The 20,473-nt window shown below is 62.3% G+C and carries 21 protein-coding genes; 12 read left to right on the plus strand and 9 right to left on the minus strand.

Annotated features, from left to right (window positions below):
• Positions 1-3 precede the first annotated feature (3 nt).
• Positions 4-654: a DUF2238 domain-containing protein gene (locus tag IFT57_RS10950; RefSeq protein ID WP_192151389.1), complete on the minus strand. Its 651-nt coding sequence runs from the start codon at positions 652-654 to the stop codon at positions 4-6.
• 242 nt (positions 655-896) lie between these two features.
• Here IFT57_RS10950 and IFT57_RS10955 point away from each other — a divergent pair, with 242 nt between their 5' ends.
• Both IFT57_RS10955 and IFT57_RS10960 read left to right on the plus strand, forming a co-directional pair.
• The gene (locus IFT57_RS10955) at positions 897-1,571 is read left to right on the plus strand and encodes a glycosyltransferase (protein ID WP_192151390.1); all 675 of its coding nucleotides are present in this window, start codon (positions 897-899) and stop codon (positions 1,569-1,571) included.
• Positions 1,572-1,729: 158 nt separating this feature from the next.
• Positions 1,730-1,978: a CsbD family protein gene (locus tag IFT57_RS10960; protein WP_122477013.1), complete on the plus strand. Its 249-nt coding sequence runs from the start codon at positions 1,730-1,732 to the stop codon at positions 1,976-1,978.
• Positions 1,979-2,079: 101 nt separating this feature from the next.
• Here the strand turns inward: IFT57_RS10960 and IFT57_RS10965 are convergent, their stop codons facing one another.
• A complete protein-coding gene (locus IFT57_RS10965) occupies positions 2,080-2,613 on the minus strand; it encodes a hypothetical protein (protein ID WP_192151391.1) in 534 nt (177 codons plus the stop codon).
• A gap of 121 nt (positions 2,614-2,734) precedes the next feature.
• On the minus strand, positions 2,735-4,021 hold the full coding sequence (locus IFT57_RS10970; RefSeq protein WP_192151392.1) for a DUF2254 domain-containing protein: 1,287 nt from the start codon (positions 4,019-4,021) through the stop codon (positions 2,735-2,737).
• 230 nt (positions 4,022-4,251) lie between these two features.
• Between IFT57_RS10970 and IFT57_RS27125 the strand changes: the two genes are divergently transcribed.
• The 3 genes from IFT57_RS27125 (at position 4,252) to IFT57_RS10980 (ending at position 5,008) form a co-directional block, all read left to right on the plus strand.
• Entirely contained in the window at positions 4,252-4,377 is a 126-nt protein-coding gene (locus IFT57_RS27125; RefSeq protein WP_090358366.1) for a hypothetical protein, read from the plus strand.
• A gap of 52 nt (positions 4,378-4,429) precedes the next feature.
• Positions 4,430-4,597 (plus strand): DUF6021 family protein, encoded by a 168-nt coding sequence (locus IFT57_RS10975; protein ID WP_192151393.1) that lies wholly within the window; start codon positions 4,430-4,432, stop codon positions 4,595-4,597.
• A gap of 141 nt (positions 4,598-4,738) precedes the next feature.
• The gene (locus IFT57_RS10980) at positions 4,739-5,008 is read left to right on the plus strand and encodes a DUF1652 domain-containing protein (protein WP_192151394.1); all 270 of its coding nucleotides are present in this window, start codon (positions 4,739-4,741) and stop codon (positions 5,006-5,008) included.
• Here IFT57_RS10980 and IFT57_RS10985 read toward each other — a convergent pair whose 3' ends face one another.
• Positions 5,009-6,259 (minus strand): MFS transporter, encoded by a 1,251-nt coding sequence (locus tag IFT57_RS10985; protein WP_122797701.1) that lies wholly within the window; start codon positions 6,257-6,259, stop codon positions 5,009-5,011. It abuts the gene before it with no gap.
• A 766-nt stretch (positions 6,260-7,025) separates the two neighbouring features.
• Positions 7,026-8,177, minus strand: coding sequence for an aldose epimerase family protein (locus IFT57_RS10990; protein ID WP_192151395.1), 1,152 nt, complete (start codon positions 8,175-8,177; stop codon positions 7,026-7,028).
• A gap of 292 nt (positions 8,178-8,469) precedes the next feature.
• Here IFT57_RS10990 and IFT57_RS10995 point away from each other — a divergent pair, with 292 nt between their 5' ends.
• The 3 genes from IFT57_RS10995 to araH all read left to right on the plus strand — a co-directional run bounded on the left by IFT57_RS10995 (position 8,470) and on the right by araH (position 12,034).
• Complete coding sequence (locus IFT57_RS10995; protein ID WP_122797700.1) at positions 8,470-9,471, plus strand: substrate-binding domain-containing protein; 1,002 nt, start codon at positions 8,470-8,472, stop codon at positions 9,469-9,471.
• A 76-nt stretch (positions 9,472-9,547) separates the two neighbouring features.
• On the plus strand, positions 9,548-11,047 hold the full coding sequence (araG, locus tag IFT57_RS11000) for an L-arabinose ABC transporter ATP-binding protein AraG (RefSeq protein WP_192151396.1): 1,500 nt from the start codon (positions 9,548-9,550) through the stop codon (positions 11,045-11,047).
• Between the two features lie 21 nt (positions 11,048-11,068).
• Positions 11,069-12,034 carry an L-arabinose ABC transporter permease AraH gene (araH, locus tag IFT57_RS11005; protein WP_192151397.1) on the plus strand — a complete coding sequence of 322 codons (966 nt, stop codon included), beginning with the start codon at positions 11,069-11,071 and terminating at the stop codon, positions 12,032-12,034.
• 106 nt (positions 12,035-12,140) lie between these two features.
• Here araH and IFT57_RS11010 read toward each other — a convergent pair whose 3' ends face one another.
• Both IFT57_RS11010 and IFT57_RS11015 read right to left on the minus strand, forming a co-directional pair.
• The gene (locus IFT57_RS11010; RefSeq protein ID WP_122477027.1) at positions 12,141-13,493 is read right to left on the minus strand and encodes a GntP family permease; all 1,353 of its coding nucleotides are present in this window, start codon (positions 13,491-13,493) and stop codon (positions 12,141-12,143) included.
• Positions 13,494-13,598: 105 nt separating this feature from the next.
• Positions 13,599-14,129 carry a gluconokinase gene (locus tag IFT57_RS11015; RefSeq protein ID WP_122715290.1) on the minus strand — a complete coding sequence of 177 codons (531 nt, stop codon included), beginning with the start codon at positions 14,127-14,129 and terminating at the stop codon, positions 13,599-13,601.
• A 181-nt stretch (positions 14,130-14,310) separates the two neighbouring features.
• Between IFT57_RS11015 and IFT57_RS11020 the strand changes: the two genes are divergently transcribed.
• A complete protein-coding gene (locus tag IFT57_RS11020) occupies positions 14,311-15,327 on the plus strand; it encodes a LacI family DNA-binding transcriptional regulator (RefSeq protein WP_122797697.1) in 1,017 nt (338 codons plus the stop codon).
• Positions 15,328-15,522: 195 nt separating this feature from the next.
• On the opposite strand, the gene IFT57_RS11025 is transcribed toward IFT57_RS11020, so the two are convergent.
• Complete coding sequence (locus IFT57_RS11025) at positions 15,523-16,407, minus strand: AraC family transcriptional regulator (RefSeq protein ID WP_192151398.1); 885 nt, start codon at positions 16,405-16,407, stop codon at positions 15,523-15,525.
• A 169-nt stretch (positions 16,408-16,576) separates the two neighbouring features.
• Here IFT57_RS11025 and IFT57_RS11030 point away from each other — a divergent pair, with 169 nt between their 5' ends.
• The 3 genes from IFT57_RS11030 to IFT57_RS11040 all read left to right on the plus strand — a co-directional run bounded on the left by IFT57_RS11030 (position 16,577) and on the right by IFT57_RS11040 (position 20,083).
• A complete protein-coding gene (locus tag IFT57_RS11030) occupies positions 16,577-17,629 on the plus strand; it encodes an NAD(P)-dependent alcohol dehydrogenase (RefSeq protein ID WP_122478292.1) in 1,053 nt (350 codons plus the stop codon).
• A 338-nt stretch (positions 17,630-17,967) separates the two neighbouring features.
• A complete protein-coding gene (locus IFT57_RS11035; RefSeq protein WP_244657297.1) occupies positions 17,968-19,038 on the plus strand; it encodes a glycosyltransferase family 4 protein in 1,071 nt (356 codons plus the stop codon).
• Positions 19,031-20,083 (plus strand): hypothetical protein, encoded by a 1,053-nt coding sequence (locus tag IFT57_RS11040; RefSeq protein ID WP_192151399.1) that lies wholly within the window; start codon positions 19,031-19,033, stop codon positions 20,081-20,083. The genes IFT57_RS11035 and IFT57_RS11040 overlap by 8 nt, the downstream gene beginning before the upstream one ends.
• A gap of 16 nt (positions 20,084-20,099) precedes the next feature.
• On the opposite strand, the gene IFT57_RS11045 is transcribed toward IFT57_RS11040, so the two are convergent.
• Positions 20,100-20,375, minus strand: coding sequence for a DUF1652 domain-containing protein (locus IFT57_RS11045; protein ID WP_122715805.1), 276 nt, complete (start codon positions 20,373-20,375; stop codon positions 20,100-20,102).
• Between the last annotated feature and the right edge of the window lie 98 nt (positions 20,376-20,473).

The raw sequence follows: 20,473 nt of genomic DNA on the forward strand, positions 1-20,473 counted from the left end.
GCCTCAGTGCGAAGTCAACCGCCCGCGCAGCGCCGAAACCCCGGCGCGCAGCGCATGGCCGCGGCATGTCAGCACCACCAGCGAAGCAGCGGCCGCCACGGCCATGTCTTTCTGGGCATCCCAGAAGTCGCCCTGGGCACCGACGAAGGCCGAGTCGCCACCGCCCACGTACGCAGCACCTGCCCACTCCATCAGTTCATAGAGCATCGAGGTCGACAGCACCAGCGACCATGCGATCAAGGATGCCCATGCGCCCTTGAGCCTACACTTCTGCACGACAATGTCTCTGAGCGGCAGGCTCAGCAACACTCCGTAAGCAAGGTGGACGAATCGGTCGTATTGATTGCGTTTCCAGCCGAACGCCGCATTCAGATCGATGCCGCTGATCCGATGCATAAGCTCGTTGTAAGGGACTTGCGGATAGGTGAAGTGCGTGCCTACCTGATGCAGGCACAGGAACGCGACTACCATCACCCATGACCGGCGGCTCCACTGGAAGTCGTGGCGGGTGAACCATACGGCGAGGGCGCCCACCAGCACCAGGATGTTTTCGATCAGCCAGGTCTGGCGGTCCAGCGGCTGCCAGCCCGAAGCGATCACCGCCAGCAGCAACACACAGTGCCAGTAGCCAATGCCTGTGGTTCGAGTTCTCATCAGCACGCCCTTCGCCAAGTCTCATGCTACAGTTGATCACTGTACCTTTCATTAATTCGCTTCGGCTTGCGCGGCAAGTGCATGCCGCCCGGCTGCAGGTGGAGGCAGTGAAAAAAATCTCGAATCCGACTGAACATTTGCCGAACTACCACCCGTCGTATCTATCTGCAACCAACGCGCGATAGATAGGTCAAGAGACTTACAGCCGCCGGATGCCGGCATCCCCATGACAGGTATCGTCCATGATCGGAATCATCGTTCCCGCGCATAATGAAGAAGCAGTGGTTGCTCAGTGCATCGAGTCGTTGCTGATTGCCGGTGAACATCCGGCTCTGGCGGGCGAGGAGGTGTGCGTGGTCATCGTGCTCGACCAATGCACCGATGGTACCCAGCGTGTGGTCAACCGCTATCCGGTGCAAAGCCTGGTCGTCTCCAACTGCAACGTCGGGCGCACGCGTGCGGCCGGGGCCGAGTTGCTGCTGGAGCAGGGCGCTCGTTGGCTTGCGTTCACCGACGCCGACACATTGGTACCACCCACTTGGCTGGTGGATCAGCTGCGCTTTCGCACCGACGCCGTCTGCGGCACCGTTCGTATAGATGACTGGTCGCTGCATGCCGAAGAAGTCCGCGCTCGCTATGATTCGCTCTACACGCCTGTCGAAGGCCACAAGCACGTTCACGGCGCGAACATGGGGGTAAGCGCTCAAGCTTACCGCCGAGTGGGCGGCTTCAAGCCGCTCAAGGCCCATGAAGATGTGCACCTTGTCGCCGATCTGAACGAAGTCGGGGCATCCATTACCTGGACCTCGATCAACTGCGTCACCACCAGTGCCCGTCTGGATTGTCGCTGCCGCGAAGGCTTCGGCGACTACCTGCGCTCGCTGTCGATCAGCGCCCCGCTCGAAGCCGTCGGTTGATCGTGCTTGAGCGTCCCAGTTGGCGAACATGAACACTGCAAATAAGATCGGAACTATTTTCAACCGGCAACGCCCTAAGTTCAGGCATCAAGTACGAAGCTTACGGTTTACATACTTCAAGTACTGTCACTAAAACGATGATCAAAGTGAGGCTCAACATGAAAAGCGAACAAATCGAAGGCGTAGCAGAAAAGATCGCCGGCAAGGCTCAAGGTGTAGTGGGCAAGCTGGTCGGTGACCACTCCCTGCAGGCAGAAGGCGCAGGCCGTGAAGCGGCTGGCCAGCTGACCAAGACCTACGGCGACGCGCTGAACAATGTGTCTGCTTTCGTCAAGGAAAAGCCAGGTGCCTCGTTGGCCATTGGCGCTGCCATTTTCGTACTGGTCAGCCGTTTCCTGCGTCGCTGATTCTGCTGCGCGTACAGTGTCTTCCCAACCGTTCGATCCCTGGCTTTCAGCCAATTGAACGGTAGGGAAGTGCAGCAGCCTTTCGCACTTCCCCTAATGCTTCAACCTCCCCAACCCAGCGAACGACGAATGACGTCTCTGTAAGGCGTTTCTAGTTGCTGCGGCAGTTGCTCAATGTATTCCCGTGCATGTACTCGCACTTCTCCCGTCAAACTTTGCAGATAGTCGATCACGTCATCGACGGTGGGTATCCGTGCCTCTATACCCGCGAATCGCGGCGGCAAAGCGGTCCAGATGACTGCATCCAGTTCTCGCTCACGAGCCCATTGGGCAAGGACCCCGGTCGACCGGTCGCTGCAGATGAAACTGCCGATGCCATCATCACGCGAATGGGGTATCTGTTCACGTTCGCGCAGTGCCTGGCAGGCGTCCTCGAGCGAGGGTGTGTCCAGCAACGCCCAGAGCGTCGGAACAGCTGGCGCATTCATGCAGATCGCCGTGGCCAGCTCACCGCCGTCGCCGACTCTGCAAAGCTCTACGGGCAACGCTGGGCCGTCGGTATGCCACAGGCTGCGGACCGGTAAAGCACCCGGCTTCCATACGAGCGATCCCCAGGCCAGGCACGCTATCTTCATCATCGTTTTCCGTTTTGGCAGTCGTTGTCTGTAAGTGCAGGTGTCAACTCAGGCCCGCCGAGAGCGACACAAGTTCAGCACCATCGCCCCAGTGGCCGCTTCGGGCGCCGGTGCTCGGCGTTCAGCCCAACAGGGGTTTCGCCAATTCACGCAGCCGCTGCTTGTCTTCATCCAGAGTAAGCGCGCTGTCCGCTCGTTTAAGCAGGCGCGTCGCATGCAGCCGGCACTGGACGGCAAAGGTTTGCGGGCTGATGTCATTCAGGCTGATCAGCGCCTTGATCATGCGAACGTCGACTTCCAGCAGCCCGGCGCCGTCGCGCGCCACGAAGGTAAAGAAGTCGTCGAAAAGATCGGCCACCTGCAAGCCGCGAACGTGCACTCGGCGGCAGTGCGGATCGATCTCATGGGATGTCGCATCGGCCGTGCCATGCACGTGCCAGGCGGTGAAGCACCTGACCCCGCGACCGATCACGTCGATCACCGTACCCGAGTCGTTGGTGGCCGGTGACAGGGCGCGCGAGGCAATCTCCGCCAGCACCGAGATGCCGAAGCGCGGGTCCTGTTCGAAGCTACGGCGCAGGCCGACCGTTACAGCCGCATGGATCTGTGCGGCGAGGTCTTCGCGCGCAGTCGGCTGGTCATCGCTGTCCTTTGTGAACCAGGCCACGGGCGCGCCAAGGTGAAGGAAAGCGCCTGGCAGTACGCTAAGGTAGATCTGCAGCCCGTGCTTCTCGGCGAGTGCGCCAAGGGCAGCGATATCGATGTGCTGCACGTAGCCGGTGTTCTCGCTGCGCACGGTGGCTGCCGTTGGCGGAGTCATCAGATCAAGCGGGTAGGGCGCTGCACCCATGTACGGCCAGCGCGCGCGGTTTTCCAGGGATTGCAGCGCTGCGGCTTCGACGCGGTCGATGGTTTCGCCGACCCGGCCCAGCTTGGACAGGTGGTCGATCCAGCGCAACAGCGTGTAGACAATCAGGATGATCATGACAATGGTCACCGCGAACAGCACCACCCGCCCTTGGGCGCCATAGGCGCCGGTGCTCAGGGCAATGATCCCGACCAGGCTGAACAGGAACGAACCGATGAATGTCGCCAGCGCGTTCTGGGTCGTGGTGTCTTCCATCACCAATGAGGTGGCACGGGGCGTCACGCCGCTGCTGGCAGCGCTGTAGGCACTGACCATGGTGCTGAGCGAAAAGGTGGTCACCGCGAGCATGCTCGAGGCGATGATGGCCAGGATCTTGTCGACCGAGTCGGCACCGATCCGCGTCGGCAGGTCGGCGGGTACGAATTCCTTGAAGACGATGGCGATCAGTGCCGTGGCGATGCCGGTCAGGGAGAACAGGCTTGCGCGGAACCACAAGCGTTTGGTCATCTGACCCAGGGCCCAGCGCCAGCGAGCGATCATCGTGTACTCCTCGGGATTGTCAGTCGGACCGCCAGCAGCCATGCGGGCGCGGCTGCACATTGAGTGCCAAGAGCTGACGAAAGTTTCATGCCACCGTAGGAGCGGTCATCGGCCGCGAAAGGAGCGACGCGGTGTATCGGCCATGACGACAGCGGCCTGGTCGATTGCACGGAACCCCGGATCGGTCTGCAGGCTCACAGTGTAGAGACCCTCATTTAAAGGAACCTATCATGGCCGATGACAAGCAACCGCCCGCCGAGGACACCGAAGACCAGACGCCCGCCCATTCCACTCCGGAAGAGAAGGAACGGCTGAAGGATTTCAACAAGGATGGCATCCCGCCAGGCGTGGCCTGAGGCTGGACGACCGCCAACGCAGCAATGGCCCACATCCAAGACTGGAGCAGTTATGAGCAACGATACCAAGCCTGATAACGACCTAGGGTTCGATCCGGATTCCCCTGATCTTGCTGACCCGCAGATCGATCCGCCCAAGCCGGCCAAGAAGCCCGAAGGCGACACGTCGGAAAAAACCGATGATGCAGATAAATATCCGCCCTATGGCAGCAAGGACTGAGTCTGGTAGCCTTGTGCAGGCAGCCTTCGGAGCCTGCCTGCCGCAATACGCTGAAAGGGTGAGCGCGCCGCCGCTGCCGAGCGGCCGTGCACCCACGCTGCGACACGTCTCCAGCCATGACATCGCCAGGAGAAGCTCTAGATGATTCCCACCACTGAAATGCGCCGCATCGTCGAAGCCAGCTTCACGCCCCTCAAGTGCCACTGCACGTTGAATCCGGGCGGCACCATGACGGTCGAGGTGTCCGATCCGGCCAGCGGTCAAGTCGACCTGTTGATGGTAGGCGTCGATACCCAGCCGCTGTCCAACAGTCGGGCGATAGCCGAACTGGTGGCGCAGCTGCGTGCCGAGCTCAAAGGCAACCAGGAGTGGTTCTGCCGACATGCCCCGCGTGGCGCTACCCGGTCGTGATCAGGCCGGGTCCTTCTGACGCTGGGGCAGTGCCTGCTCGTTGTTCTCGATGGTCCACAACGGTCTGAACAGTCGGGTCCACATCGCCACGATGACCAGTGTGCTGACGGCGCCGAACAACGCTGCCGGTACCGTGCCCAGTGCCGTTGCGCTGACCCCTGCGCGGAATTCGCCCAGCTCGTTCGAAGAACCGATAAACAGCATGTTCACCGCGCTGACCCGTCCGCGCATGTCGTCGGGCGTGGCGAACTGGATCAGCGAAGAGCGAATGTACACGCTGATCATGTCCGCTGCCCCCGCGACGAACAGCGCCGCGCACGACACCCAGAACCAGGTGGACAAGGCAAACACCAGATTGGCCACGCCGAACACCGCCACCGCGAGGAACATGCGTTGGCCCATCCGCGCGTTGAGCGGGCGGATGCTCAGATAGAAGCCCATGCCCAGCTCGCCCAGCGCGATGGCACTGCGCAGCAGGCCCAGCCCGGCAGGGCCGACATGGAGAATCTCCGCAGCATAGATCGGCAACAGCGCCACTACGCCACCGAGCAGCACCGCGAACAGGTCCAGGGATATCGCGCCCAGGATGATCGGTCGCGAGGTGATGAAGCGGATGCCGGCGGTAAAGCGACTCACTGCAGTGGTCTGGTCGTCTACCGGGCGTACGATGCGTACGCTGGGCACCCACTGCAGCAGCAACACACCCAACGCAAAGCCCAGCAGGCAGATGCCGAATGTCCAGCCACCGATGGCGGCATACAACAGCCCGCCCAGCAGGGGGCCGGCAATTACCGCCACTTTCATGATCATGCTGTTGGTGGCAATGGCTTGGGCCAGGTGCTCGCGCGCAACGATCTGCGGCAGCAGGCTCTGCACGGCGGGCCCGGTGAACGCGCGGGTACAGCCGAACACGAACAGCGCGACGTAGTAGGGCCAGGTGTCGACGGTTTCATTCAGCGCCAGCCATAGCAGCGCGGCGGAGGAAAGCACCGACACGCTCCAGCTGATCTGCAGAATCCGCCGTCGGTCGAAGCGATCCAGCAGATCCCCGGCTGGCAGCAGCAACAGCACCATCGGGATGAACTGGGCCAGGCCGACGTAGGCCAGAGTCAATGGATGACGGGTCATGTCGTACATATGCCAGGCGACGACGATGGCCTGGATCTGCATGGCGAACATGGCCGCAAGACGTACCATGAGAAAGGCACTGAAGCCGGGCTGGGAAAAGATGGCGGTGGAATTGCGTTTCAAGGTCGACGTTCTTGTGCCAGTCAATGGGTCGCGCGATCAGCGCATACGTATCAAGATGTTAACGAAACCGAGTGTACGTTATGAGGCGTGAGGTGCGCACCCGGTTGCGCACCGTTCGGGTCCTGCGGCACGTTTCATGTGTCGATAGTGACTATTGACGAACGCAATAGTGGCGGCTCGATTCGGCTGGTATCTTTGATTTCGAAGATTGAATACAAGGCCAGGCGCTGATTCTTCCCCGCATAGTGACTGGCCAAGTGCTCTGCTTCAACTCTCTTTGGTTAAATTTTCAGCCACCTCACGTCAGTGCGGTGGCTTTTTTTTTGCTCACGATCCATGCCCGATATCCGTAGGAGCGGTCCGTGGCCGCGAAACGGGCGCTGCGTTGCGTCAGGCACACCGCAGTGAGCCTTTCGCGGCCGATGACCGCTCCCACAGGTGGCCGCTATCGCAAGCCATCGCCGATGTCCTGTAGGAGCGGTCCGTGGCCGCGAAACGGGCGCTGCGTTCCGTCAGGCACACCGCAGCCAACCTTTCGCGGCCGATGACCGCTCCCACAGGTGGCCGCTATCGCAAGCCATCGCCGATACCCTGTGGGAGCGGTCCGTGGCCGCGAAACGGGCGCTGCGGTCCGTCAGGCACACCGCAGTGAGTCTTTCGCGGCCGATGACCGCTCCTACAGATGGCCGCTGTCGCAAGCCATCGCCGATGTCCTGTAGGAGCGGTCCGTGGCCGCGAAACAGGCGCCGCGGTCCGTCAGGCCGAATCACTGCGCCGAGAAGGCAAACACTGTGGTGTGGGTGTAGGTCTGGCCCGGATCGAGGCGGGTGCTGGCGAACTTGGGCTGGTTGGGGGCATCGGGGAAGTGCTGGGTTTCCAGGGTGAAGGCACCCCAGTGCGGATACACCTTGCCACCCTTGCCGCGAACGGTGCCGTCGAGGAAGTTGCTGGTGTAGAACTGCACCCCCGGCTCGGTGGTGTACAGCTTCAAGGTACGCCCCGAGACCGGGTCGGTCACCTTGGCCGCCTCGCGTTTCAAATCTCCTGCGCTGTCGAGCACCCAATTGAAATCGAACCCGCCTTGTTTCGGCTCGGCGAATGCCAGTTGCTCATGCTTGGCGCCGATGTGCTTGCCGATGGCGGTAGGCGCGAGGAAATCCATCGGTGTGCCTTTCACCGGCGCCAATTCGCCGGTCGGGATCAACTTCGCCGTCACCGGCGTGTAGCGGCTCGCATGCAAGGTGGCCACCTGCTTCAACACATCGCCACTACCAGCACCGGCCAGATTGAAATAACTGTGGTTGGTCAGGTTGAGCACGGTCGGTTTGTCCGTGGTGGCCTTGTACTGCACGCGCAGCTCGTTGCGCTCGTTCAGGCTGTAGGTGACCTCGGTCGACAGGGTGCCGGGAAAGCCCATCTCGCCATCGGGCGAGCGATAGGTGAAGGTGGCCGCGACCTGATCGGCATCTTGCGTGGCCTTGACCGCCCACACGTGTTTGTCGAACCCTTGGGTGCCGCCGTGCAGCGCATTGCTCTTGTCATTGAGCGGTACCGAATAGGTCTGCCCGTCCAGGCTGAACGTGCCCCCGGCCAGACGGTTGCCGAAGCGCCCGATGGTCGCGCCGAAATACACGGTGGGATTGGCCTGGTAGCCCTGCACGTCATCGAAGCCCAGCACCACATCCGCTACCTGGCCCTTCTTGTCGGGCACGTGCAGTGCCTGCAAGGTCGCGCCGTAGGTGATGATGCTGGCTTTCATGCCGTGGCTGTTGCTCAAGGTGATCTTTTCCAGTGGCGTGCCATCGGGCAGCGCGCCGAAGCTTTCGCGGGTCGAAGTCAGGCCTGCCGCATGGGCAGAGATGGAAGCAGTCATGAGGGTCAATCCGATAGCGCCGAGCAGTTTTTGATGAATGGGCATGTAAGGCGTTCCGTATGTTTTTATAGGAATGGGCTGAATGCCAAGGTTGGACAACCTGGCTCCAGTGATGGCTGCAATGGCAGGTATAGCTGAAATTCGACGACCGCTTCAATAAATGGTAATACTATTTGCCGGCCTCGCCGCTGTCTCGCTGATGGCAAGATATCCGCCTGCAAGCCTTCGGCAACGTGTGCGTGACGTTACGTTACAAATGCCTATCCGGATATATGGTATGACTATTCATTGATGTTGCTGGACGCTGTAGCTATTCAATAAAAATAAGGAGTTAGCTATGCTGAGTCGTCATGGGATCCGTTCCCTGTGTTGTGCCGCCCTGACCGCCGCGATGTTCGCAGGCTCGTCGGCTTCGTGGGCCGAAGAGGTCAAGATCGGTTTTCTGGTCAAGCAGGCTGAAGAGCCTTGGTTCCAGACCGAGTGGGCCTTTGCCGAGAAGGCCGGCCGGGACAAAGGCTTCAAGGTCATCAAGATCGCCGTGCCTGACGGTGAGAAAACCCTCTCCGCAATCGACAGCCTGGCCGCCAATGGCGTCAAGGGCTTCGTCATCTGCCCCCCGGACGTCGCGCTGGGTCCGGCCATCGTGGCCAAGGCCAAACTCAACGACATGAAAGTGATGGCCGTCGACGATCGCTTCGTCGATGCCAAGGGCAACTTCATGGAGGACGTGCCGTACCTGGGGATGGCCGCCTTCGAAGTGGGCGAGAAGCAGGGCATGGCCATGGCTGGCGAAGCCAAGAAGCGTGGCTGGGACTGGAAAGACACCTACGCCATCATCAATACCTACAACGAGCTGGACACCGGCAAGAAGCGCACTGACGGCTCGGTCAAGGCCCTGCAGGCGGCGGGCTTGCCGACCGAGCACATTCTGTTCGCCGCGCAGAAGACCCTCGACGTGCCCGGCAGCATGGACGCCACCAACTCCACGCTGGTCAAGCTGCCGTCAGGCGCCAAGAACCTGATCATCGGCGGCATGAACGACAACACCGTGCTAGGTGGCGTGCGCGCCACCGAGAGTGCCGGGTTCGCCGCAGCCAACGTGATCGGCATCGGCATCAACGGCACCGATGCCATCGGCGAGCTGAAGAAGGCCAACAGCGGCTTCTTCGGCTCCATGCTGCCCAGCCCCCATACCGAAGGCTACAACACGGCAAGCATGATGTTCGAGTGGGTCACCACCGGCAAAGAGCCGCCCAAATACACCGCCATGGATGACGTGACCCTGATCACCCGCGAGAACTTCAAGCAGGAACTGGAAAAGATCGGTTTGTGGAACTGATCCGACCGATGGCCTCTGCCCCGGCAGAGGCTGATTCTTCACGGCCTGCCGTGATGCCTGCTCTGGAGTTGTATCCATGCGTGTAGAGTCATTGCGTTTCAACGGTATCGGCAAGAATTTTCCGGGCGTGCGCGCACTGTCGGACATCAGCTTCGAAGTGAGCCCGGGCAGCGTGCATGCCCTTATGGGCGAAAACGGTGCCGGCAAGTCCACCTTGTTGAAGATCCTCGGTGGTGCCTACCAGCCCAGCACGGGCAGCCTGCAGATCGGTGCCCAGGCCCTGGTGTTCAAGTCCGCCGCCGAGAGCATCGGCAGCGGTGTGGCCGTGATTCACCAGGAGCTGCACCTGGTGCCGGAAATGAGTGTCGCCGAGAACCTGCTGCTGGGCCACATGCCAGCGCGGTTCGGCCTGATTGATCGCGGCGCCATGCTGCGCCGGGCCGCAGAACTGCTGGCCGGTCTGGCCGACGAAATCGATCCGCGCCAGCGCCTGGGCAGCCTGTCCCTGGGCCAGCGGCAGTTGGTCGAGATCGCCAAGGCGATGTCGCGCAATGCCCATGTGATTGCCTTCGACGAGCCGACCAGCAGCTTGTCGGCTCGCGAAATCGACCGGCTGATGACGATCATTGCCAAGCTGCGCAACGAGGGCAGGGTGGTCCTCTATGTCTCCCACCGCATGGAGGAGATATTCCGCATCTGCGACGCCGTTACGGTGTTCAAGGACGGTCGCTACGTACGCACCTTCGATGACATGGCCGAGCTGAGCCACGACCAACTGGTGACCTGCATGGTCGGTCGTGACATCCAGGATATCTATAACTATCGTCCGCGCCCCCAGCAGGGCGAGGCGCTACGGGTGGACGGGCTGCTCGGACCAGGGCTGCACGAGCCGGTCAGTTTCAGCGTCGCCAAGGGTGAAGTGCTGGGCTTCTTCGGCCTGGTGGGCGCAGGTCGCACCGAGCTTTTGCGCTTGCTGTCGGGATTGGCGACGAGCAAGGCGGGCAGCCTGACTCTGGAGGGACGCACGCTGACCCTGGCCAATCCGCGCGATGCCATCGCCGCTGGCATTCTGCTGTGCCCGGAGGACCGCAAGAAGGAAGGCATCGTGCCTCTGGCCAGCGTGGCCGAAAACATCAACATCGGTGCGCGCGACCGCCACCTCACCCTGGGGTGCCTGGTGCAGGGCGCGTGGGAAAAGGACAACGCCGCGCGCCAGATCAAGGCGCTGAACATCAAGACCCCGTCCGCCGAGCAGCCGATCATGTACCTCTCGGGCGGCAATCAGCAAAAGGCCATCCTTGGTCGCTGGCTGTCGATGCCGATGAAGGTGCTGTTGCTCGACGAACCCACTCGCGGCATCGACATCGGTGCCAAGGCCGAGATCTACCAGATCATTCATGGCCTGGCCGCCGATGGTATCGCGGTGATCGTGGTGTCCAGCGACCTGATGGAAGTGATCGGTATCAGCGATCGAATCCTGGTGATGAGTGAAGGTGCGTTGACCGGCGAAGTGCTGCGCGAACAGGCGCAGGAATCCAGGTTGCTGCAATTGGCACTGCCGCGCACTCGCGGCTGAACAATAACAACAGAGGTGCTTATGTCTACGCAAAACACGCTGCCGGCGCCCCGTCAGGGCCTCAACCTGCGTCTCTTTCTGGACGAGTGGGTCATGCTGCTCGCCGCGCTGGCGATCTTCGTGCTGTGCACGATGTTCATCGACAACTTTCTCTCGCCATTGAACATGCGCGGGCTCGGCCTGGCCATCTCGACCACCGGCATTGCGGCCTGCACAATGCTCTACTGCCTGGCGTCCGGGCATTTCGACCTGTCCGTGGGGTCGGTGATCGCGTGCGCCGGGGTCATTGCGGCGGTGGTCATGCGCGACACCGAAAGTGTGTTGCTGGGCGTGGGCGCGGCTTTGCTGATGGGTCTGGTGGTTGGCTTGATCAACGGCATCGTCATCGCCAAGTTGCGCATCAATGCCTTGATCGCGACCCTGGCGACGATGCAGATCGTGCGCGGACTGGCCTACATCTTTTCCAACGGCAAGGCCGTCGGGGTCATGCAGGAAGATTTCTTCATCTTCGGTAATGGCCAGTTGATGGGCGTGCCGGTGCCGATCCTGATCACCATCGTCTGCTTCATCTTTTTCGGTTGGTTGCTCAACTACACCACCTATGGGCGCAACACCATGGCCATCGGCGGCAACCAGGAAGCCGCGCTGCTGGCGGGCGTGCATGTGGATCGCACCAAGATCATCATCTTTGCCGTGCACGGGGTGATCGGCGCGCTGGCCGGTGTGGTGCTGGCGTCGCGGATGACCTCGGGTCAGCCGATGATCGGCCAGGGCTTCGAATTGACGGTGATATCGGCTTGCGTGCTGGGCGGGGTGTCACTGGCCGGCGGCATCGGCATGATTCGCCACGTGATCGCCGGGGTGTTGATTCTGGCGATCATCGAGAACGCGATGAACCTGAAGAATATCGACACGTTCTATCAATACGTGATTCGCGGGACGATTCTGTTGATCGCGGTGATCATCGATCGCTTGAAGCGGCGCTGATTTGCGGAGCGGCTTTCGCGGCCGATGACCGCTCCTACAGGGGAATGCACATCTGTAGGAGCGGTCATCGGCCGCGAATCAGGCGCTACCGCAGCAACGGTCGGGCTCAGACCACCATCGACAACAGCAGGATGAAGATCAGGCCGACGACGGACAGGATGGTTTCCATCACGGTCCAGGTCTTCAGGGTTTCGGTCACGGTCATGTTGAAGTACTGCTTGACCAGCCAGAAACCAGCATCGTTGACGTGCGACAGGATCACCGAGCCGGCGCCGGTGGCCAGTACCAGCAGCTCACGGTTGACGCCGGGCATCATGCCGATGACCGGGGCCACGATACCGGCACCGGTGATGGTCGCGACCGTTGCCGAACCTGTAGCGACGCGAATCACCGCAGCCACCAGCCACGCCAGCAGAATCGGGTTGACCTCGGCCTGTACGGCCATCTGGCCAATGATGTTGCCCACGCCGGTATCCACCAGCATCTGCTTGAAACCACCGCCAGCGCCGACGATCAGCACGATGGCAGCGGTAGGCGCCAGGCTCTGGTCCAGCAGCTTCATGATCTTCGAACGGTCGAAACCGCGCGCCACACCAAAGGTGTAGAAGGCCAGCAACAGGGCCGCGAGCAGTGCGGTGATCGGGTGGCCGATGAAGTCCATCCACTGGCGGAACAGGTTCTCCGCTGGCAGGGCCACGTCGGCGAAGGTCTTGAGCATCATCAGGAACACGGGCAGCAGGATGGTGATCAGGGTTACCGCGAAGCTGGGCAGGTTCTGGTTGTCCGACTCCTTGGCGATCTGGTCCATCAGCTCCTTGGAGGGATTGCCCGGAATGTACTTGGAGATGAACGAGCCGAAGATCGGGCCGGCGATCATCGCAGTGGGCAGGCCAACGATCAGACCGTAGAGAATGGTCTTGCCGATATCGGCGTTGAAGATGCCGATGGCCAACAGCGGACCCGGATGCGGCGGCACCAGGCCATGCACCACCGACAGGCCGGCAAGCAGCGGGATGCCGATCTTCACCAGCGACACGCCGGAACGGCGGGCAACGATGAACACCAACGGGATCAGCAGCACGAAGCCGATCTCGAAGAACAGCGGGATGCCCACCAGGAACGCGGAGAACATCATCGCCCAGTGAATGCGCTTGACCCCGAACTTGCGGATCAGGGTTTGCGCGATCTGGTCGGCGCCGCCCGAATCGGCCATCAGTTTGCCGAGCATGGTGCCCAGCGCAAGGATGATGCCGACGAATCCAAGAACCCCGCCAAAGCCGTCCTGAAACGACTTCATGACTTTGACGACCGGCAAACCGGACGTCAGGCCGAGGAAGATCGCCGCGATGGTGAGTGCGACGAAAGGGTGGACCTTGAACTGGGTGATAAGCACGATCAGACCAATGATGGTGACCAGTGCATCAAGCAGCAAGTAGGTGTCGTGAGCTAAGCCAAACATAAAGGTTTGCCTCGTGTTGTCGTTGTTGTGGGCGCAACGGTTGTGGTTGGGGACATCAAACACTGCTGCGCGGAATGCCCAGACAGCGCTGTCTTCGAGTACCGATCAAGCCAGCGTGGAAGCGCCGTGCTCGACCAGCCAATGTTCCACCTGCTGCGCCAGCTCCACGATGGGAGTGGTCGCGTCCAGGTCCAGGGTCAATGGTTCGCCGGTCGGCGCTTCCAGGGCAGCGAATTGGCTGTCGATCAGGCTGGCCGGCATGAAATGGCCGGGCCGATGGGCAACGCGGTTGGCGGCTTCTTCGCGGGTCAATTCGAGAAAGACGAAGCCCAGGCCGGGCACAGCGTCGCGCAGGGTCTTGCGATACTTGAGCTTGAGCGCCGAGCAGGTCAGCACAGGGCGTTGCCCGGACTCGATGCAGGCACGCATTTCCTCGCCCAGGCGCACCAGCCAACCGGCGCGGTCATTGTCGTCGAGGGGGTGGCCGGCGCTCATCTTGGCGATGTTGGCCTCGGGGTGAAAGCTGTCGCCTTCGATCAGGCGGCCGCCGCTGCGGCCAACGATGGCGGCGCCGACGCTGCTCTTGCCGCAGCCGGAGACTCCCATCACCACCAAAGCGTTCAGAGGGGCATTCATCAAGTCACTCCTGCTGGGGCCGGCCGTTCGTGGATACGGCGCCCTCATCTTATTGATCTTGTCAAAGCAGTCTGGTGCAGCCTGCGGTAATAGCAAGGCACAAATCATTATTGCTCTGGATTCGAGACAGCGCTACCTTACCTCAACTCTTTTTCATTGCAAGTAGATAACAACAAGAATCATGGCGCGAATCGGTTCACGTGCAACTGGCCTGCCGACCCTGGCCGAAGTTGCCAAACTTTCAGGTGTTTCCCCTATCACGGCTTCGCGCGCCCTGCGCGGAGTGTCCACAGTCGCTCCGCAGTTGGCCAGCAAGGTGCTGGAGGCCGCGCAGACCTTGGGTTATGTAGTCAACCCGGCCGCACGCGCCTTGGCCTCGGCGCAGAGCCAGTCGGTGGTGGTGCTCATTCCCTCGCTGTCCAACCATTTGTTCATCGACACGCTGGAAGCCATCCATGAAGTGATGCGTCCGCGCGGGCTGGAAGTGCTGATCGGTAACTACCACTACGATGTCGACGAAGAAGAAAACCTGATTCGCAATTACCTGGCCTACAAGCCGGGCGGCATCCTGCTGACTGGCATGAGCCGCAGCGAACGCTCGCAGGCCATGTTGCACAACAGCGGCGTGCCGTGCGTGCACATGATGGAATTGGGCGCCGGCGGCGCGCGCGCCTGTGTCGGCTTCTCTCAGGAGCAGGCTGGGAGCGTGGCGGCCCAGCATCTGCTGGACGCCGGTCGCCGACGCCTGGGGTACGTGGCCGCGCAGCTCGACCCCCGCGTGATGCAGCGTGCCGAGGGGTTCAGGGCGGCGCTGGTGAGGGCGGGGGTGCATGATCGCCAACTCGAGGTGCTGTGCCCGCAGCCTTCGTCGATCGGCCTGGGCGGCGAGTTGTTCGCTGATTTGATGCAGCGTCATCCGGATGTCGACGGGGTGTTCTTCTGCAACGACGACCTGGCCCAGGGCGCCATCTACGAGGCCCAGCGCCTGGGCATCGCCATCCCGGGACGAGTGGGCATGGTGGGCTTCAACGATCTGCCGGGTTCGGCGCATCTGGTACCGCGCCTGACCTCGATCCGTACCCCGCGCGCCGAGATCGGCCGCAAGGCCGCGCAGATGCTGCTCGACAGCATGGCTGGCAAGTGTGGCAGCGCCCAGGCAATCGACCTGGGCTTCGAACTGGTCGTACGCGAAACCTGACCGGGCGTCCCTGATGCCCTGCGGTGATGCCGGACGCGGCTTGCGCCGCTGCTACAGGGGATCGCGGTGCTTCTGTAGCAGCGGCGCGAGCCGCGTCGGCGGTGGGTGCGGTGTGCCTGATACCACGCGGTGAAGCCGGACGCGGCTTGCGCCGCTGCTACAGGGGTGGTGCTGTACATGATGCCGCGTCGGGGTTCAGCGCGTTACTCGTTCCTGGCCGGGGCTGTGGTTGAACAGGCGTTTATATTCCCGGCTGAACTGCGAGCTGCTCTGATAACCCACGCGCAACGCAACCTGGTTGACGTTCATTGCGTCCGCTACCAGCAGCGCACGGGCCTTGAGCAGGCGCAGGCGTTTGATGTACTGCACGGGGGAGGCGAGGGTGTTGCGCTTGAAATGCTCGTGGAACGTCGATGCACTCATGTTCGCTCGACGCGCCAGATCATCGACCTGCAGCGGCTGCTCGTAATGCGCGTGCAGCCAGGACAATGCACCGGCGATACGGGCGAATTGGCCTTGCTGTTCCACGAGGGCGCGCAACACATGCCCGTTGGGCCCGCGCAGTGCGGTGTAAAGCACCTCGCGCAAACGCGCCTGACCCATTGCCAGGCGGTCCTGCGGATCGTGCAGACACTGCAGCAGCCGTTCCACGGCCCCGCGCATGGGGTCGTCCAGCGGTACCGCGGTCATCGACTCGGTGGTCTGCGCCTGGCTCGGTCCGGGCTCCATGGCCAGCACCAATTCACCCAGCAATGTGCGGTCGATCGGTATCGACACGCCCAGTAGAGGCAATTGTTCGCTGGCGAAGGTTTCGCATTCGAAGGGCACCGGCAGGGCCTGGATCAGGTAATGGCCGGCGCCGTACTCCAACGTGCGCTCGCCCAGGTACGCCAGTTTGCTGCCTTGCGCGATCACCATCAGGCTGGGTTCATAGATCTGCGCGGTACGCGCCACGTGACTGCGACACGAGACGATGCGCAGACCGTCGATGGAGGTCGGAATCCAGTCATCGGCAATGGCCAGCGGGCGGATCAGCTGTACCAGGCCAGCGTTGGCGTCGAGGTGTTTGGTCAGGCTCATGGGATACCACGGATCAGGCATGAAATCGGTCGCGGATGATCGCACGTTCGGGCCCCGTTTGCGGGGTGCTCGGAGGAATGGGCATTCATCGCGCAGGATCGGACATGGCCTCGGGCGCGCGGGAAAGCCACAATCGGGGCCTGATCATTTTCATTTCGAGAGGTTTACCATGTCCAAGGCACTCGGCTACGCCGCGCTTTCGCCCACCACGCCCCTGGCGCCCTTGAGCTTCGAACGTCGCGCCTTGCGCCCTGACGATGTCAGCATCGAAATCCAGTATTGCGGCGTGTGCCACTCCGACCTGCACCAGGCTCGCAACGATTGGGGCATCGCTGTGTACCCACTGGTACCGGGCCACGAAATCGTCGGCCGCGTGGTCGCTGTCGGCGCCCAGGTGCAAAAGTACGCCGTGGGTGACCGCGTCGGTGTGGGCTGCATGGTCGACTCCTGCCAGCATTGCGACGCCTGCCACGCGGACCTCGAGCAGTACTGCCTGGAAGGCCCGACCATGACCTACGCCACGCCTGATCGGGTCGATGGCAGCAACACCATGGGCGGTTATTCCGACAGCATCGTGGTCAGCGAGAATTTCGTCGTGCGCATTCCCGACGGCCTCGACCCGGCCAACGCCGCGCCGATCCTCTGCGCCGGCATCACCACCTACTCGCCGCTCAAGCATTACGGCGTCAAGCCGGGTGACAAGGTCGGTATTCTGGGCATGGGTGGCCTGGGCCACATGGGCATCAAGTTCGCCAAGGCCCTGGGGGCTGAAGTGACGCTGTTCACCCGTTCGGCGAGCAAGGCTGCCGAAGGCCGTCGCCAGGGTGCGGACCATGTGATCGTATCGACCGATGCCGAGCAGATGAAGGCCGCAGCCGAGACCTTCGACTTTCTGCTCGACACCATTCCGGTGCCTCACGACCTGAACCCCTACCTGGAAACCCTGCGTTTCGACGGTGTGCACATTCTGGTCGGGCTGATCCAGCCGGTAGATCCCGCTTTGCATGCGGCCAACCTGGTGCTCAAGCGCCGCGTGCTGGCCGGTTCGCTGATCGGCGGTATCAAGGAAACCCAGGAGGTGCTGGATTTCTGCGCCGAGCATGACATCACCTGCGATATCGAGATGCTGGACATCAAGAACATCAACGAGGCGTTCGAACGCATGCACGCCGGTGACGTGAAGTACCGCTTCGTGATCGACATGGCTACCCTCAAGGCCTGATACGGCAGGGCATAACCTGTGTAGGAGCGGTCCTTGGCCGCGAAGCGGGCGCTGCGGTGTGTCAGTCAATCCGCGTTGTGCTTTTCGCGGCCGCTGACCGCTCCTACGGGTACGGGGTCACCGGTAGGAGCGGCCTGAGGGCGCCAAACGGGCGCTGCGGTGTGTCAGTCAATCCGCGGTGTGCTTTTCGCGGCCGCTGACCGCTCCTACGGATACGAGGTCACCTGTAGGAGCGGTCTGTGGCCGCGAACCGGGCGCCGCGGTGTCCCGTCGCTACTTTATGCAACCATTCCTGCGCGCCAGCCTCAAAGCTGCAATCCGTGCCAGGAACATCCCCGATGTCTTCATCTTCCGCCCGCCCGTTGCGCATCGGTGTGCTGACGCACATCAAACACCCCATTCGCCAACCGTTCGCCGGCGGCCTGGAAGCGTTCACCCACGATGTGACATCCGGGCTGATGCAGCGCGGCCATGACGTTACGCTGTTCGCCAGTTCGTCCAGCGATCCGGCGCTCAACATCGTACCGGTGTGGGATGACACCACCTACAAGGACGGTCGACGGGCCTGCCTGAGCTCCGAGTACATCGAAGAGCATCACGCCTACCTCAAGGCGATGCAGAACATCGACGACCGCCGTTTCGACGTCATCTTCAATAACAGCCTGCACTATGTGCCTGCGACCATGGCCTCGATGATTCGCACGCCGATGCTGACGGTGCTGCACACCCCGCCATTTTTCGAATTGATCAACGCCTACAGCGGCGAACGCCGCGCCGGGCATTTCGCAACCATCTCCGAGGCCAATGCACGGCAGTGGAAAGACGTCATTCCCGAGTGCCATATCATCCCCAACGGTATCGACCTGCAGCTGTGGTCGCCGCGCGCGGCACCGCTGGAGCATGCCATCTGGTTCGGTCGGCTGGTGCCGGACAAGGGCGCGCACCTTGCCATGGACGCCGCAAAACTGGCCGGCGTGCCGCTGCGCCTGGCCGGTCAGGCGCTCGACCCGCGCTACTTCAAAGAGCAGATCCAGCCGCGCTTGAGTGACCAGTGCCAGTACCTTGGCCACTTGGGTCGCGACGAACTGGCCATCGAGCTGGCCAGCGCATCCGCTGCCTTGGTCACGCCCTGCTGGGAAGAGCCCTTCGGCCTGGTCGTGGCAGAAGCGCTGGCCTGCGGCACACCGGTGGCGGCCTTCGCCCGTGGCGCGGTGGGCGATCTGCTCACCGACGCTACCGGTGCGCTGGCTGCAGGCGGGGATGTCGAAGGCTTGGCTCAGGCGCTGCGCCTGGCCCGGCGCAAGTCACGCCTGGCCTGCCGCCTGCACGCCGAGAGCCAGTGGAGCCACGAGGTCATGCTCGATCGCTACGACACGCTGCTACGGCAGGTGGCCGACGCCGGTGCCTGAGCGCGCGCAGGTTGGCTACTACGTGCATCACCACGGCTCCGGCCATGGCATGCGCGCGCTGGCCATCGCCCGGCACATGGACTGCGAGGTCACGCTGATCGGCTCACGCCTGCCCGAAGGCCGCTACCCCGCCACGGTCAGATCCCTGCTGTTGCCCGGCGACACCGCCCCAGGCATGCACGTGGAGAGCTTTGCGTCACTGCATTACGCCCCGTTGGCCGTGGACGGACTGCGCGAGCGCATGGCGCTTCTGGCCGACTGGATGCGGCGCGCTTGGCCGTGCCTGTTGGTGGTCGATGTGTCGGTAGAGGTGGCGATGCTGGCGCGTCTTTTCGGCGTACCGTGCGTGTACATGCGCCAGCACGGCGAACGTACCGATCCGGCCCATCTGCAGGCCTATGCATCGGCCTCGCGCTTGCTCGCGCCATACCCGGCGTCGATGGAGTGCAGCCAGATGCCCGACTGGGTGCTGGCCAAGACCGATCACTGCGGTTGGGTGTCCCGGTACAGCGAACGCAGCAGCGTGCAGGTCGAGCCCGAGCGTGGCGCGGTGCTGGTAATCACCGGACAGGGGGGCACGGCGTTCACCGTCGATTCGCTGATTGCCATTGCCACACGCTGCCCCGAAGATCGGTTTCGTGTGGCCGGACCGTTGCCCGCCAGTGATCTGCCGTTGCCGGCAAACCTGATACTGCTGGGGCAACTCGCCGACCCCTTGCCGGAACTGCTGCGCGCCGAGATCGTGGTGGGCAGTGCCGGTGACAATGTGGTCGCCGAGGTCGCACACCTGGGCGGTCGCTTGATCGCCATCGCCGAGCAGCGGCCGTTCGACGAGCAACGCCTGCAGGCGCTGCAGCTCGAAAGCTTGGGCGTCGCGCTCGGTGTGTCCGGCGTGCCAGTGGCAGACGAATGGCCGGCCCTCCTGCAGCGGGCTCGGCACTTGCCCGGTCGCAGCGGCTGGCAGGGGTTGCTCAACGACAATGCCGCGCCGGATGCCGCCCGCATCATTCTGGATACGCTGCACAGCCATTTCGGATCGAAGTGAGGGACTGATGGGGCGCTCAGCCCGCCTTGAGTGCCAGCGGCGGGATGAACGCCTCGAGCTCGGCTTCTACCGCCTCGATGATGCGCTCGACATCGGTGGCATTCATGACCGTCGCACAGGGCAACCCGGCGATGGCCAGCAGGGTTTCGCCGCTGCTGCGGTCGAATAGCCTGGCCACCATGCTGCTGGGCGCGTCCATGCTGCCCTCGAAGCCCATGGGGTGAAAGTGCCAGCGCATGACCTGGCAAGCGTTTGGAAATGTCATCTTGTTCATCGCGCCCACCTGTTGCACGCCGCACGTGGCAGGGCAGGCCATCCGAATGGATAGCCTGTCGAGTGTTAAAAGTAGCACTGCCTGGATGACAGCTGTGCGCTTTGGGGCAAATACCG

The organism is Pseudomonas sp. CFBP 13719 (assembly GCF_014842095.1).
Taxonomy (GTDB): Bacteria; Pseudomonadota; Gammaproteobacteria; order Pseudomonadales; family Pseudomonadaceae; genus Aquipseudomonas.

Excerpts from the sequence above, each read along its gene's own strand:
- IFT57_RS27125 (WP_090358366.1), top strand. The coding sequence starts at position 4,252 with ATGGCCGATGACAAGCAACCGCCCGCCGAGGACACCGAAGACCAGACG.
- IFT57_RS10975 (WP_192151393.1), top strand. The coding sequence starts at position 4,430 with ATGAGCAACGATACCAAGCCTGATAACGACCTAGGGTTCGATCCGGAT.
- IFT57_RS10955 (WP_192151390.1), top strand. The coding sequence starts at position 897 with ATGATCGGAATCATCGTTCCCGCGCATAATGAAGAAGCAGTGGTTGCT.
- IFT57_RS11035 (WP_244657297.1), top strand. The coding sequence starts at position 17,968 with ATGTCTTCATCTTCCGCCCGCCCGTTGCGCATCGGTGTGCTGACGCAC.
- araH (WP_192151397.1), top strand. The coding sequence starts at position 11,069 with ATGTCTACGCAAAACACGCTGCCGGCGCCCCGTCAGGGCCTCAACCTG.
- IFT57_RS10990 (WP_192151395.1), bottom strand. The coding sequence starts at position 8,177 with ATGCCCATTCATCAAAAACTGCTCGGCGCTATCGGATTGACCCTCATG.
- IFT57_RS11010 (WP_122477027.1), bottom strand. The coding sequence starts at position 13,493 with ATGTTTGGCTTAGCTCACGACACCTACTTGCTGCTTGATGCACTGGTC.
- IFT57_RS10980 (WP_192151394.1), top strand. The coding sequence starts at position 4,739 with ATGATTCCCACCACTGAAATGCGCCGCATCGTCGAAGCCAGCTTCACG.
- IFT57_RS11025 (WP_192151398.1), bottom strand. The coding sequence starts at position 16,407 with ATGAGCCTGACCAAACACCTCGACGCCAACGCTGGCCTGGTACAGCTG.
- IFT57_RS10965 (WP_192151391.1), bottom strand. The coding sequence starts at position 2,613 with ATGAAGATAGCGTGCCTGGCCTGGGGATCGCTCGTATGGAAGCCGGGT.
- IFT57_RS11020 (WP_122797697.1), top strand. The coding sequence starts at position 14,311 with ATGGCGCGAATCGGTTCACGTGCAACTGGCCTGCCGACCCTGGCCGAA.
- IFT57_RS11015 (WP_122715290.1), bottom strand. The coding sequence starts at position 14,129 with ATGAATGCCCCTCTGAACGCTTTGGTGGTGATGGGAGTCTCCGGCTGC.
- araG (WP_192151396.1), top strand. The coding sequence starts at position 9,548 with ATGCGTGTAGAGTCATTGCGTTTCAACGGTATCGGCAAGAATTTTCCG.
- IFT57_RS11030 (WP_122478292.1), top strand. The coding sequence starts at position 16,577 with ATGTCCAAGGCACTCGGCTACGCCGCGCTTTCGCCCACCACGCCCCTG.
- IFT57_RS10950 (WP_192151389.1), bottom strand. The coding sequence starts at position 654 with ATGAGAACTCGAACCACAGGCATTGGCTACTGGCACTGTGTGTTGCTG.
- IFT57_RS10995 (WP_122797700.1), top strand. The coding sequence starts at position 8,470 with ATGCTGAGTCGTCATGGGATCCGTTCCCTGTGTTGTGCCGCCCTGACC.
- IFT57_RS10970 (WP_192151392.1), bottom strand. The coding sequence starts at position 4,021 with ATGATCGCTCGCTGGCGCTGGGCCCTGGGTCAGATGACCAAACGCTTG.
- IFT57_RS10960 (WP_122477013.1), top strand. The coding sequence starts at position 1,730 with ATGAAAAGCGAACAAATCGAAGGCGTAGCAGAAAAGATCGCCGGCAAG.